Raw genomic sequence first — 13,383 nt, 5'->3', positions numbered from 1 at the left:
TGCCGAGATCGGCGCCAGCCTGCGATTGATGGGTGGCGGCGCCGGGCTCTGGCGACGGCTGCTCGGCCGTGAAGATGAGCTGCCCTATGCGCGCCAATACGGCGTGGCCCCGACCCAGGCCGCCGGCTTGATTCTCGCCAAGGCCTCGGCAGGCTTTCGAGGAGCGATCGTCCGTCAGCCGGAGATCGGTCCACGCCTGGCCAAGATGCCGCTGACCGTCCTGCCCCTCAACGATCGGGAGCGCAACGTTCTGCTCGGCTCCGGGTTCAGGACCGTGGGTGAGGTTCTGGCGGTGCCGGCTGCGGCACTGGGAAGACGCTTCGGTCCTGATATCGCCACGATGCTGCATCGCCTGGTCGGCCGTCTGCCTGAACGCTTCACAAGTTTCGAGCCGCCGACGACCTATCGTCGCCGGGTCGAATTTGCCGGCGGGATCGAAACGACTGAGGCGCTCCTGTTTCCGCTGCGGCCGATGCTCGCGGAGTTCTGCAGCTACTTGCGCGCTCGCGATGTCACCGCACAGCGCTTCGTTTTGACCTTCGTCGACATCGGCCGCCGGCGAACCGAGTTGCCGGTGGCGCTCATGGCGCCCACGCGCGATTCAGCGCGCTTGATGCTCGTGCTCATGGAAAAGCTGGCGAAGATCGAACTCGCCGAGCCAGTCCTTGAACTCATCCTCGCGGCTGATCGGTTTGAGGCCGCTGCTGCTATCTCCGACGATCTCTTCGACCGAACGGCCGGTGATGGCGAACGGCTCGCGGCGCTGCAGGAACGACTCGTTGCCCGGCTTGGCGAAGATGCGGTGCGTAGAGTCTGGGTGCTGCCGGACCACCGACCGCAACGGTCCTGGGGACAGATGCCCAGCGAAGTGCCAGCCGACCATCCGAGCCGACCGCTCTGGCTACTCCCGATGCCGGAGAGGATTGCACCGCCGACACTGCTCGGTCCTCCCGAGCGCATCGAGTCGGGGTGGTGGGAAGCCGGCATGCAGCGGGACTATTTCGTCGCTGAGGATCCACGAGGCCGAAAGCTCTGGGTCTACCGTGATGCTGCGGACGAGCAATGGTGGCTGCACGGACTCTGGCAGTGAGCTACGCCGAGCTTCACTGCCTCTCGAATTTCAGCTTTCAGCGAGGCGCCAGCCATCCCCGTGAGCTGGTCGAGGAAGCCCAGCAACTGGGCTACTCCGCGTTGGCGCTGACCGACGAATGCTCGGTTGCGGGTGTCGTGCGCGCATACGAAGCGGCCCGAGAGAAAGACTTCCGCCTCATCGTCGGGTCCGAGATCCAACTGCATGATGGTCCCAAGATCGTGCTGCTGGCCGCGACCCAAATCGGCTACACCAACCTCTGCCAGCTGATCACGGTCGGGCGGCGCTCATCCGAGAAGGGGACTTACCGGCTCGGCTGCGACGATTGCAGCGGTCTCGCAGAAACCGTCCCGATCTGGATCCCGCGCTGGCCAGCCAAAGGGATTCCCGACGAAACTTTTGAGGCGGAGATCGGCTGGGCGCGAGATGCGCTGGGTCCCGATCTGCGCCTGGCCTGGGAGCGCCATCTGCATCCCGAAGATCGGCAGCGCGGCGAGGCCATTCGGAAGCTCGGCCGCCGTTTCGGACTGCGCTGCGTGGCGGCCGGTGACGTGCACTTTCATGCGCGCGCCCGGCAGCCACTGCAGGATGTGATGGCCTGTGTGAAAGCCGGCTGCAGCGTCCGGGATTCAGGCGCGCCGCTGTTCCCGAACGGCGAGCGGCATCTGCGCCGGCTCGCAACACTCGAGCGTCTGTATCCACCGCTGATGCGGGCGGAGACCCTGGCGATCATGGAGCAATGCACCTTCAGCCTTGGTCAGCTCAAGTACGAGTACCCCCATGAACTGGTACCTGCCGGGCGGAGCGCGATCGAACATCTGACGATCCTCACGGAAGAGGGTGCAAAGCGGCGCTGGCCCACCGGCACGCCGCCATCGGTGCAGACCACCATTCAGCGTGAGCTGACGTTGATCGCCGAACTCCGATACGAGCACTTCTTCCTGACCGTCGCCGACGTGGTGAGCTGGTCGCGATCCCAGAACATCCTCTGCCAGGGCCGCGGATCCGCCGCAAACTCGGCCGTCTGTTTCTGCTTGGGGGTAACCGAAGTCGATCCCGCCCGCATGAACTTGTTGTTCGAGAGATTCATCTCGAAAGAACGCGGCGAGCCGCCGGACATCGATGTTGACTTCGAGCACCAGCGACGCGAAGAAGCCATCCAGTACATCTTCAACAAATACGGTCGCAACCGCGCCGCGCTCACGGCCGTGGTGACGTCGTACCGGACCAAGAGCGCGATCCGGGATGTCGGCAAGGCACTGGGCCTCGGCATCGAACGGATCGAGACGTTGACCAAGGGGATGTCGCATTGGGACGGGACCGGCACGCTGGCAGAGCGGCTGGGCGAGGGTGTGCTACCGATTGACGCGGTGGTGCTCGTCCAGTTTCTTCACCTCGTGAAAGAACTCGTCGGGATGCCGCGGCACCTGTCCCAGCACCCGGGTGGCTTCGTCATCTCGCATCACCCGTTGCATACCCTGGTTCCGGTCGAGAACGCCGCAATGCCGGACCGGACGATCATCCAGTGGGATAAGGACGACCTCGACGTGCTGGGCTTGCTGAAGGTCGACGTTCTGGCGCTCGGCATGCTGTCGGCGATTCATCGGGCGCTGGATCTGGTTGCGAATTTTCGTGGGGTGCCGTTCGAGATGTCGGACGTGCCGGCGGAAGATTCGATGACCTACGACATGATCGGTCGCGCTGAAACCATCGGCGTCTTTCAGATCGAGTCGCGTGCGCAGATGACTGTGCTGCCGCGCTCGAAGCCAAGGAACTACTTCGACTTGGTGGTGCAGGTCGCACTGATTCGGCCAGGCCCGATCCAGGGCGATATGGTCCATCCGTATCTGCGTCGGCGGCAGGGACTGGAAGCGGTCAGCTATCCGAGCCCGGAGATCGAGCAGGTCTTGGGTCCAACGCTCGGTGTGCCCCTTTTTCAGGAACAAGTGATGTCCCTCGCGATCGTCGCCGCCGGATTTTCACCCGGTGAAGCCGATCAACTCAGGCGGGCGATGGCGGCGTGGAAGCGCAACGGCAACCTCGAGAAATTTCGGACCCGACTACTCGATGGCATGCGCGAGCGTAGCTACACCGACGCGTACGCCGAGCAGGTTTACACCCAGATCCTGGGATTTTCCGGCTATGGGTTTCCGCAAAGCCACGCCGCCTCGTTCGCGCTGCTTACCTACGTTTCCTGCTGGCTGAAATGCCGTGAGCCGGCTGCCTTCTGCGCGGCACTTCTCAACTCGCAGCCGATGGGCTTCTACCAGCCGGCACAACTGGTCCAGGAGGCGAAGCGCAACGGCAACGTGCGCTTCCTGGCGGTCGACGCCAATCTGAGCGACTACGACTGCACGCTCGAGCGCGGTATCGACGGTCGACCGGATGTCCGGCTCGGCCTTCGACTCATCGCCGGCCTGCCGCGCGACGAAGGCGAGCAGCTGGTCAAGCGACGGTATGAGCCCTACGCGACGGTCGACGAGCTGGCCAACCGGACGGGGCTTTCGAAGCGGGCGATCGACGCACTGGCGGAAGCCGGGGCGCTCGATGCCATCACCGGTCATCGTCATGGCGCTCGATGGAGTGCTGCGGGCGTGCAGCATTTGTCGAACGTACTCCGCGAAACCACGGTCACGGACCTTCACGTCGCGGTTCCGGCGCCGACGGAAGCGCAGACCGTCGTGGCGGATTATCAGGGTCTGGGGCTCACGCTAGGACGACATCCGCTGTCGTTTCGCCGAGCCAATCTTGCCCAGAAGCGATTTCGCACTGCGGTGTCCCTGGCGGAGCTGCGCGATGGCAGCGGCGTACGCGTGGCCGGCATCGTGACGCACCGTCAGCGGCCGGATACGGCCTCAGGAGTCGTTTTCGTGACCTTGGAGGACGAGACCGGGTGGATGAACCTGATCATCTGGCCGAAGGTTCTCGATGCTTGCAGGCACGCTGTGATGACCGCGAAGCTGATGTCGGTGGTCGGGAGGCTGCAAGCGACTCCTGAGGGGGTTCGGCACGTCATTGCGAGCCGTGTAGAAGATGCTGGCGAAATGCTAGGCACCCTTCAGCTTAGTAGCCGCGACTTTCGATAGCGTTCAGACTTCCTGCGTCGAGACCCGTGCGTTTGTTGTGGCCCCAATGAATGACGACCCGCGTATTGCCGATGTCCACGCGCTCATGCGGAACGCGCTTGTTTGGTTTCGTGGAGAACTTCAGCGGCTGGGTCCCTCGAAGGCGCCTGCTCCCGCCCTCTTCGTCACCATGGCGCCCGGGTTGGTCGTCGGCATGCCGCTGGCGCCGCTCGAATCAGCGATGAGTTTCACGGTGCTCACCTGTCATCACGTGCTGCGCCGGCTGAACGCCGTCAGCTATGTCTACGTGTGCGACGTGAGGACTGAGGGAAGCCGTCCGCAGTACGGCGCGCACTGCTGCGGGGGATATGCAGGCTGGGATGCTGCGATGGGCGAAAAGTATCGTTTCGACGGCGACGAGGTCACCGTAATTGTTCAATCAGAAATAAAGTCGAGTACCGAAGTCAGGAAGCACCACTTCACGATCATTCCCAATTTGATTGACGGCATCGGGTTGCCCGAGGTGTCGTCCGTGAACAAGAAGCGCCTCGAGTTCGTCGTTGAAGGACTTGTCGCCGAAATTCTGGCAACAGCCAACCGCGCCAAACATTGAACTGATGGGCCAAAAAGTGGTTGAAGAAGGCGCCTCGTCAACTATTATTTGCACAGAACGGACTACGCAACTCGTGCCGACTCGCCCCCGGCTTGCAGAAGTTTGATGGCCTGCGGCTCGAACAAGAAAGGTCAGACCGCCTAGCCGGCCTCGCTCGTGAGCAATCACACCATCAGCAAAATTACCACCTGCTTCGAGCATGGCAAGGCCGATTCTGCGGCTGTCCGATCCGCTCCGACATTCCCGACGGCGAGGGGGATCGCATCACCCGCGCCAGATCATTGCGTGATAAGTCGTAGAGCTTGAGCAACACTCATGCAAACTCGCAAAGGCACGGCAGTGTGACCGCAATGACGCCAGCCGACTTCAAACGGCGATCAGCCGCAGCGGCCTGCTTCTGGTCGTCGCGGACGATGCTGCGGACCAGGATGTTGGTGTCGACCGTGATCTTCACCGCTTGCCTGCCAAGCCTTCAGCTGCGGAAGCGCCAATCTCCCTGATAGAAGTAACTTTGCGTGTTTTCCCGACGAGCAAGCCAAAGATCTCCTTGATCCTGCCAGACGGCGCAGCTTTCACTTCCAACCACCCCCTGGGCAACAAGCTGCCTTCGAGGCGATCCCCGGCTTAGAACCAAGGTGCTTGAGAAGGTCTTTCTTGAACGTGACCTGTCCTTTGCTGGTGATGGCGAGCGTCGTCATGCGTCGGGGCTCTCAATGGAAAAACTGAGTAAAGCATAATCTCCTTACAGTCCTTCAGCTCAATTTCAACTGTAGTCGACGCCTCAGATTCATCAACCACTTCTTACGCACAACCGGAAGACTTTGAAGACGAGGACAGAAGCGCTAAATCAAAAACTGGGATGGCGGCACCGAGACAAAAGCTGGAGCCGCTCGAAGTTGCTCGGCCTTAGTCGGTCTTGGAGTCCCCGTCCGGAACGTAGCGCCATGCCGATAAACACGAACAAGCGTGGCGGGCACATGTATTGCTGCTGAAGCTTGACACGCAGACTCATGAGGGCCATCGAATGCTTCCCGTCCGTCGCAATCTGCACTTCAACCTCAATAGCTCAAGTGTTTCGGACTGGCATGAGCAAGGGCCATACTTGACCCAGTTCATCAATGCCATGTCCATCTTTTTTCCTGAGGGTGAGCGCTACTTCATCCACACCGTGCGTCAGTATGCTGACCGGGTCACCGATCCTGATTTGCGCAAGGCGGTGACCGCATTTATTGGCCAGGAAGCGATGCATGGCCGTGAGCACGACGAATACAACCGCCTGCTTACAGAGGCCGGGTTGCCTGCCGAGCAGGTGGAAGCTCATGTCGCCGCATTCCTCAATCTGTTGAAGGAGAAGCTGCCGCCAGCCGCGCAGCTATCCGTGACCATCGCCCAAGAACACTTCACGGCGATTCTTTCCGAACTTGTGTTGACCGATCCGAGGCTGATTGCGGGCGCCGATCGCCGACTTTCATCGCTGTGGCGCTGGCATGCGCTCGAAGAAACCGAGCACAAGGCGGTGGCTTTCGATGTCTACGAGTCCGTAGTCGGGCGCGGCGTCAGGGCTTACATGCTGCGTACCACCAGCATGGTGCTAACTACTGCGGGATTTCTCGGACTGGTACTGTTCTATCAACAACGTTTGTTGAAGGCAGATGACCAACGCCGCAGGACGGACAGGCAAAGTCGGGGGTTGGGACGCTTCGTTAATTTCATGTTCCGCTCGCCCGCCTTGCTACCGCGGCTTGCCATGCCTTGGCTGAGCTATTTCAGGCCAGGCTTCCACCCGTGGGATCATGACAACCGATATTTGCTTGAACAAATGTCCGACCTCGTTGCCGAGGCCGAGGGCTATCGGCGTGAGGCTGCGTGATCAGACGAGTCTCCCGGTCCCTTTCCGGTAGAACGTCCCCCGCTGCAGGGATGAAGCTGTCAGGTACGCCGACAGTGTTTAGCCAAAGCGATGCTGAATTCTGGCTCACCGCTCTCAGCGGATTCAACCTGCAGGCTGTAACTGCTGGGGCAGCGTCCGGCTCAGCGGCGCTTTACTAGCGTGCCGGTTCTTAGGTTCTTCGGACCTGCACGCTCGGCCTAACCGGATTCTGCCATCGGGCCAGAGCTGCCTGCGCCGCCGCCATCCTCTGCGCCTTCGGTGGCATTGGCACGAGCAAGGGCTTCACCTTGGTCGCGAACCTTCCTCTTGGTGTCGGTAGGATTTTCTCGTCTGCCGTGCCAACGAATTCTGAGCCAATCGATGACATCAGTGACGCCATGAATCTCGTCAATGATGTTCTCGATCCGATTTCTCATATAGAGCGCAGGCACGGAGCCCTCAAGGCAGACTTGCCCGGCCGTGACTTCGACGCTGACGTCATGAATGTCGAGTTCGCTGCTATTGCAGAGCCGCTTGCAGACCTCGTCCTTAATCTGGGCATCGCAGCGTTCGCCGCTTGTCAGGGGCGCGGCGCCGCCTTTGCTACCGTTAGCCGGCGCATCGGCGCCGGCATCACAATTGCTGCCTTTGCTTTGGCAGTGATCAAAGTTGCCAAGATGGTTCTCGCGACAGTCCGAGCTTTCGTTTTTTCTATGCACGCCGTCGGAAACGCTCGAACTTATGCCGCACCCTTTATCGCCGTTTGGGGGGAGGGTTAGCGCGTGCGCACCGGCCAGATCAATTGAACTGCCGTCAGGTTCATGGGGGCGCTTCAAGTATTCGCTACGTTGAGGGCCGCCATATTTTTTGAACGGATCAAAGGAGTTACGAGGCTCCGCTGGACCCTGCTGCGCGCGAATACGCTCATCTTTGTCGCTGTGGCCCTGCGTGCTTTCACTGCCGATGGAACTCGTCATGTATCGGTTCATGTTGTCTGTGCTCCGTACTGGTGAATGGCTCCGCCATCGTTACCAATCAGCGAACCCTCCGCGGAGTTACCGCATTTGGTGGCGTGATACAGGCTGATGTCGCGTCGTTCGGGAAGTAGACGTGATTTATCTTCTTGGCCGGCTCAAGTAGGACGGTACCCGACGGCAGCGAAATGAGCTTGAGAGCGGGAATCAAGCGGTTCTGAACCTTAGCCGACTGGGCGCTCAAGAGCCGGTTAATCGACGTTCTCGAAAGCGTCTGCGTAACCGCCGGAATCAAGGCAGCTGGACTCACCGAAATCGTGGATACCGCGTTCCCAAAAGTCGGTTCTTCGAGAAATGCTTTCATATGTTTCCACCGGCCGATCCATCACCAGCCATGGGCACCCATCGTGCCTAAGACGATGGCGATGCACCGTTTCCGAAGGTCCCTGAGAGATCGCGTGGTACTCCGTGGTTGGCTTAACTTCCTCTCGACGACCACTACTGAAAAAGCGCGCGAACTTGGTCAACGTACCGTCGGCGTTACTGTGCTTAAATTCGAGCTCAGGAAGGGAACCGGCGTCGCCATTTTCAAACAGACATGGCGGGACACAGATTTTCCTACGCGTAAAGGCGTGTCGCTACATCAACCTTCTCGCATGACCGCTTGGGTCCGCCCGCAAATCGGCCCTTAGCCCGCCGACATCCCGCACTGATTCGATGTATGCGCGTGTCCTTTTCACAGCAACAAGGTCACCGCTTCAACCAAGGCATCCAAGCCGCCCCGTCTCCGCCATACAGCCGCATCAACGGCGTGCTGCTCATTCCGTGTACAAAGGTCGAAATGCCAATGGTGGTCAACACGATCGCCGCGATTGGACCTACTAGGTGCTCGGGCAGCCCATGCGTCACGGCATAGGCGAGGTAATACACCGATCCGATACCACGGATCCCGAACCATGACACCAGCACCGCTCGGCCGGGCCGCATGCCCGACAGCGCACACAATGGCAGCACGCATAGCGGCCGGATCACGACAATCAGCAGCAACGCGAATCCCACAGCCTGCCAATCGAATGCCATCGTTGCCAGCAGCGCGCCGACAAAAAGGACCAGGGTCAGCTCGCCGATCCGGTCCATGTGTTCGTTGAACCGCAGCACCGCCTCGGCAAGATAGGCCGGCGCCTCGGTGAGATTGGCGGCCATCTCCTTGTCGCCGATCTGATGCGATGCCAGCGGCTCGGCCGTCGCTCCTCGCTCTCGCCGCTCGACCGCCCGCATCGCCCAGCCGGCCGCGAACACCGCGAGGAACCCGTAGGCATGTGTCGCATGCGCCAAGCCGTACGCCGTGGCAATCACACCGAGCGAGAGGAAGTCGTCGAAGCCCAGCGCCTCGTGAAAACGGCGGCGCATCATCAGTACCAAGTGCGCAGTGACGGCACCCACCGTGCCACCGACCAAGAGGCCGGCGAACACCATCCACAGCACGTCCAGGGTGAGCCAGCGCATCGCACCGTCGCCAAGGGTATGCAGGCCGAGCAGCCCCAGCCCGAGCATCAGCACCGGGAACGCAGTGCCGTCGTTCATGCCCGCCTCGCCGGTAAGTGTGAGCCGCACCGGATCGGTGTCGCCCGTATGCCCAACCTTCACGTCGGCTGCGAGCACCGGATCGGTCGGGGCCAGGATCGCGCCAAGCAACACGGCGGCGCCGAGCGGCAGACCCAGCCACAGGACGCCTGCGCTCGCCACGAGCGCAGCGGTTGCTGCCATGCCGGTCGTTGCGAGCGCCACCGGCAAGAGCCATGACCTTGAGGTCAGTGGCAGCCGCAGCTTCAACCCGGCGCTGAAAAGCGAGACGATGACTGCGATTTCGCTCGCCAGCGCGAGCCAATGGGCGTCACGGGCAAGGTCGAGCGCGATCCAGCCCAAGTGCCCGAACAATGCGCCCAGGCCCAGATAGATCATCGCGGTGGTGAGCGGCCAGCGCGCGACAAGCCCGCCAACGACGGCGATCAGCAGCAACAGAAGCCCGATGACGAGATACCAACCCTCGATAGTCATCGGGGCGCGGCGTTCCGGACAGGCGTGCTTCGTTGGCTGCAGTTCATGGGCGTACGACCACTCACAGCGGTCGTGGATCGAATACCGGCTGCACAGTCGCCAAGGTTGGAACTAGTCGGCCGAGGGAAGCGCCCAAGATTAGGAACTTGAACTACGCCGTTTGTTAATGGCATGACCGTCTTTTGGCTCTGCTGCATGCCGGGCGGAATTTCGACGCGCCGCTCTTTTCTCCCGCGGAGCCTTAGTAAGGCCGCCACCGGACTTGTCGCCACCACCGTCTTGCTTATTCACAGTGGCCCAAGCTAGTGACTCGGCTTCGCCGTGAGCAACGCCTTTTGTCTCATAGCTCTCGACAATATTTTCCGCTTTGCGTATCTGTTTCGGTGTGTATTTCGACTTATCACCCCGTGGCATTTGATCACCTCCGCGTTGGCAACGCTCAGACAGCCTGCAGGCGTTAGGTCGACTAGTGGTGTTCGACGGTTTCTTGAAAAGATGTAAGGAATGCAAGTCAAAAACGATTTCCCTACAGGAAACAACATTTCTTAGCTTTTCAGACTTTGTTAGTGCGACGAAACACAATTAGCAAGGATTGATCCCGAAACGTTTCGAGGTTGCGACTTGATACGGACCCGTAGACATGCGTGCATTCACCGACAATCTCTCCTTCCGCAAGACGGCGGAATGGTGATGGAGCTGAACTTGATCCACCCTCAATAAATGTGCAGGCACGTGGAATGCAACATCTTGGCTTCGATGTTCATCAGGAGCAAGTTATGAAATCTCGCAATTTGACCTTCGCAATGTCCCTGCTGATATCCCTTGCTGCGCTGGCCTGCCCGCAAACACAGGCCGCGGTGGCGGGTGATATGAGCACTGCTGCAACAACCAAACTCAGCGCTGCCGACCAGCAGTTCTTCAAGAAAGCGGCCATCGGTGGAATGACGGAGGTATATGCCGGCAAGTTGGCAGCGGAGAACGGCAGCACCGATTCCGTCAAGAAATTTGGTCAGCGCATGGTCGACGATCACACCAAGGCTGGCGAGCAACTGAAAGCACTCGCTGCGCAAAAGAGCATCGAGCTGCCGAGTGCCCCTGACGACAAGCATCAGGCGATGCTCGACAAACTGAAAACAATGAGCGGTGCCGACTTTGACAAAGCTTTCATTGCAGACATGAAGGCCGGGCATGCCGACGCGATCGCCACATTCAAGGCCGGCAGTCATTCAAAAGACGCGGACATCGCAAAGTTCGCGACGGCGACGCTGCCGACATTGCACGATCACGCCGAACATATTCCGGCTCTGAGCGCCAAGACCGGGATGTAGATCGTCCATGTGGCCTCTAAGCCCCGGCTCTGCGAATGCGGCGACGGGGCTTCATCATCTGACCGAGCCGCTCGGTTCGGTTTCGGGATGCTTCGTCCCCGACTCCAGCAGTCTCGCTAGTCGGTCATCAACAATGAAATTTGGCCGATCGGGGATTTCACCGGGATCGACAAATTCTTCCCAATCCGGATTATCACCACCTGGAATGTGCTCATGGACTTGTACCGAGCCCCATCTTCGTCCGCCGGGAGCGCTGATCCGCTCCTCTTGAAGTTAGAGCACTGCCTCAGGACGCTTCGAGGCGAAAATCCCAGTAACGCAATGGTGGCGGTAGTAGCAGAGGGTGCCGCGTGCTTGCCTCTTCCTGGAGACGGGAAAACGCTGGCTCGGTGGCAAAGCTTGGCGCGAGTTGCCGAACAGGATCTCGCGCTTGCGAAACTCTATGAAGGTCATACCGACGCGCTGGCCATTCTTGCCGAAATTGAAAATTCTGCCGTTTTCCCAGCGAACGCCTTATGGAGTGTTTGGGCGGCGGATTCGCCGGCTGAGCGACTGCAAATTTCCTCCTCGCCCGGCGAAATGGCGGTTATCAATGGCAGCAAACCTTGGTGCTCCGGTGCCGAATACGTTGAATACGCGTTATGCACCGCCTGGCGTGACGCCGAAGGCCCATATTTGGTCGCTGTAGCATTGGACCAATCGGGGGTCAGTATCGATAGTCGCCGATGGAACGCCGTTGGTATGGCCCTTAGCGGTACTTGCGATGTCCGATTCGAACAAGCAACGGCCTTTGTTGTTGGCTCGCCGGGGGCCTACCTCGACCGCCCTGGCTTTTGGCATGGTGCTGCAGGTATTGCTGCGTGTTGGTATGGGGGCGCAATTGGACTGGCGAAGTCGTTGTGGCAGCAGGCTTTAACGCGAGCTTCGCCGTTTGTCGATGCTCATTTGGGCGCTATAGACGTAGCTTTGGCGCACACAGGTGCGCTGCTGCGCGAGACGGCGGTGGCAATCGACCTTTCACCGTCGAACGATAGTCGTGCTCTTGCGCTGCGTTGCCGCGCATCGGCGGAGGCGACAGCGCTCACCGTGCTCAACCATGTGGGTCAAGCGCTCGGTGCCACACCTTTCTGCCGCGATCGACAGTTTGCAAGGCTCGCTGCGGATCTGCCTGTGTTCATCCGTCAATCTCACGCTGACCGCGACCTCGCGGCGCTGGCGACGACGCTTAAAGAGCAGAATCGCGTGCCCTGGCGGTTATGAATGCCCAGGAACATGGGTTGCTGTAGCTCCGGCATGCAATCATTTAATGCCACCTACTTCGATGCCCTTTACGAATGCTCCAATGATCCATGGGGCTTCCGCTCGCGTTGGTACGAGCAGCGCAAAAGGTCAATCGTTCTGGCCTGTCTCGATCAGCCGCTTTATAGCCGCGTCTTCGAGCCGGCTTGCGCCAACGGCGAGTTGGCGGCGGCACTTGCGCCGCGTTGCCAACACCTGTTGGCCAGTGACTTCCATACGCTTGCAGTTGGACAAGCCAAGTCTCGACTCTCGGTCTTTCCACACGTCAAGGTCGAGCAACGCCGACTGCCTCGCGATTGGCCGCCAGGCGCCTTTGATCTGATTGTCTTTGGCGAAATCGGCTACTACCTCGATCGCGAAGCACTGCGTCTCGTTTTACGTCAATCACGTGGCGCGCTTACTGCGGGCGGCAGCTTCGTCGCTTGCCACTGGCGCCCGGCGATCGAGGGAGCCGTCAACAGCGGTGACGATGTTCATTCCGTGATCCGTGCCGAGTTCGCGGAGGCGCCTTTGCTGAGCCATCTCGAAGACGATTTCATTCTAGAGCTGTGGTCGATGGATCGGCGTTCAGTGGCCACTCGTGAGGCATTGAGGTGATTGGCGTGATCGTGCCGGTGCACAACGAGCAGGCACTACTTGGCTCCTGTCTGGCATCGATCGCTCAAGCTGCCCTACACAGCGACCTATTAGGCGAAATTGTTCAGGTAGTCGTTGTGCTGGACGCCTGCAACGATGATTCCGCAGCGATCGCCAATAACTACGGCGTTCACGTGGTAACCGTTTGCGCAAGAAATGTTGGTATCGCACGTGCGCTCGGTGCAGACCAAGCCATCAAGCAGAAAGCACGTTGGCTGGCCTTCACCGATGCAGACACGACAGTTGCGCCGTCGTGGCTCGCAGCCCAACTAGCGCTGGAAGCTGATGCGGTCTGCGGTACCGTTGGCGTAGGTGATTGGTGGCAGCACTGCCAGGCAGTTCGCTCGCGATACGAACGCGACTACCACGACAACGACGATCACCGTCATGTGCACGGCGCAAATTTCGGCGTGTCGGCCGCCGCCTACCGACGTGCCGGTGGCTTTCCGG

General features: G+C 60.1%; 10 protein-coding genes and 2 pseudogenes. 8 read left to right on the top strand and 4 right to left on the bottom strand.

Annotation, left to right across the window (positions count from 1 at the left end; translation table 11 throughout):
* The 3 genes from QZY06_RS08220 to QZY06_RS08210 form a co-directional block, all read left to right on the top strand.
* Nucleotides 1-1,090: DNA polymerase Y family protein (locus QZY06_RS08220; protein ID WP_295682697.1), on the top strand; the 1,090-nt coding region annotated here is incomplete at its 5' end.
* Nucleotides 1,063-4,176 (top strand): error-prone DNA polymerase, encoded by a 3,114-nt coding sequence (locus tag QZY06_RS08215; RefSeq protein WP_367275591.1) that lies wholly within the window; start codon nucleotides 1,063-1,065, stop codon nucleotides 4,174-4,176. The genes QZY06_RS08220 and QZY06_RS08215, both read left to right, overlap by 28 nt.
* A gap of 46 nt (nucleotides 4,177-4,222) precedes the next feature.
* Entirely contained in the window at nucleotides 4,223-4,768 is a 546-nt protein-coding gene (locus QZY06_RS08210) for a hypothetical protein (RefSeq protein ID WP_295682694.1), read from the top strand.
* Nucleotides 4,769-4,830: 62 nt separating this feature from the next.
* Here QZY06_RS08210 and QZY06_RS22180 read toward each other — a convergent pair.
* Both QZY06_RS22180 and QZY06_RS22175 read right to left on the bottom strand, forming a co-directional pair.
* Nucleotides 4,831-5,222: pseudogene (locus tag QZY06_RS22180) on the bottom strand (type II toxin-antitoxin system VapC family toxin).
* Nucleotides 5,219-5,466, bottom strand: a pseudogene (locus tag QZY06_RS22175) (AbrB/MazE/SpoVT family DNA-binding domain-containing protein). The pseudogenes QZY06_RS22180 and QZY06_RS22175 overlap by 4 nt, the downstream one beginning before the upstream one ends.
* 326 nt (nucleotides 5,467-5,792) lie before the next feature.
* Here QZY06_RS22175 and QZY06_RS08200 point away from each other — a divergent pair.
* Nucleotides 5,793-6,638, top strand: a complete 846-nt coding sequence (locus QZY06_RS08200) for a metal-dependent hydrolase (protein ID WP_295682690.1) — start codon at nucleotides 5,793-5,795, stop codon at nucleotides 6,636-6,638.
* A gap of 218 nt (nucleotides 6,639-6,856) precedes the next feature.
* On the opposite strand, the gene QZY06_RS08195 is transcribed toward QZY06_RS08200, so the two are convergent.
* Both QZY06_RS08195 and QZY06_RS08190 read right to left on the bottom strand, forming a co-directional pair.
* Nucleotides 6,857-7,627 carry a BON domain-containing protein gene (locus tag QZY06_RS08195; RefSeq protein ID WP_295682688.1) on the bottom strand — a complete coding sequence of 257 codons (771 nt, stop codon included), beginning with the start codon at nucleotides 7,625-7,627 and terminating at the stop codon, nucleotides 6,857-6,859.
* A gap of 735 nt (nucleotides 7,628-8,362) precedes the next feature.
* A complete protein-coding gene (locus tag QZY06_RS08190; protein ID WP_295682685.1) occupies nucleotides 8,363-9,670 on the bottom strand; it encodes a cation:proton antiporter in 1,308 nt (435 codons plus the stop codon).
* A 776-nt stretch (nucleotides 9,671-10,446) separates the two neighbouring features.
* Between QZY06_RS08190 and QZY06_RS08185 the strand changes: the two genes are divergently transcribed.
* The 4 genes from QZY06_RS08185 to QZY06_RS08170 form a co-directional block, all read left to right on the top strand.
* Nucleotides 10,447-10,998 (top strand): DUF4142 domain-containing protein, encoded by a 552-nt coding sequence (locus tag QZY06_RS08185; protein ID WP_295682683.1) that lies wholly within the window; start codon nucleotides 10,447-10,449, stop codon nucleotides 10,996-10,998.
* A 399-nt stretch (nucleotides 10,999-11,397) separates the two neighbouring features.
* Entirely contained in the window at nucleotides 11,398-12,258 is an 861-nt protein-coding gene (locus tag QZY06_RS08180) for a hypothetical protein (RefSeq protein ID WP_295682681.1), read from the top strand.
* Between the two features lie 33 nt (nucleotides 12,259-12,291).
* On the top strand, nucleotides 12,292-12,894 hold the full coding sequence (locus QZY06_RS08175) for an SAM-dependent methyltransferase (protein WP_295682678.1): 603 nt from the start codon (nucleotides 12,292-12,294) through the stop codon (nucleotides 12,892-12,894).
* On the top strand, nucleotides 12,891-13,383 hold a 493-nt coding region (locus QZY06_RS08170; protein WP_295682676.1), incomplete at its 3' end, for a glycosyltransferase family 2 protein. The genes QZY06_RS08175 and QZY06_RS08170, both read left to right, overlap by 4 nt.

Source organism: uncultured Nevskia sp. (assembly GCF_903885465.1).
Classification (GTDB): domain Bacteria; phylum Pseudomonadota; class Gammaproteobacteria; order Nevskiales; family Nevskiaceae; genus Nevskia.
Note: the sequence above shows the minus strand (reverse complement) of the source record. Positions and strands in the feature narration are given on the sequence as shown.

What these genes read in the sequence shown, in the direction of transcription:
- QZY06_RS08185 (WP_295682683.1), top strand. Translation starts at nt 10,447, where the DNA reads ATGAAATCTCGCAATTTGACCTTCGCAATGTCCCTGCTGATATCCCTT.
- QZY06_RS08210 (WP_295682694.1), top strand. Translation starts at nt 4,223, where the DNA reads ATGAATGACGACCCGCGTATTGCCGATGTCCACGCGCTCATGCGGAAC.
- QZY06_RS08190 (WP_295682685.1), bottom strand. Translation starts at nt 9,670, where the DNA reads ATGACTATCGAGGGTTGGTATCTCGTCATCGGGCTTCTGTTGCTGCTG.
- QZY06_RS08175 (WP_295682678.1), top strand. Translation starts at nt 12,292, where the DNA reads ATGCAATCATTTAATGCCACCTACTTCGATGCCCTTTACGAATGCTCC.
- QZY06_RS08215 (WP_367275591.1), top strand. Translation starts at nt 1,063, where the DNA reads ATGGTGGCTGCACGGACTCTGGCAGTGAGCTACGCCGAGCTTCACTGC.
- QZY06_RS08200 (WP_295682690.1), top strand. Translation starts at nt 5,793, where the DNA reads ATGCTTCCCGTCCGTCGCAATCTGCACTTCAACCTCAATAGCTCAAGT.
- QZY06_RS08195 (WP_295682688.1), bottom strand. Translation starts at nt 7,627, where the DNA reads ATGAACCGATACATGACGAGTTCCATCGGCAGTGAAAGCACGCAGGGC.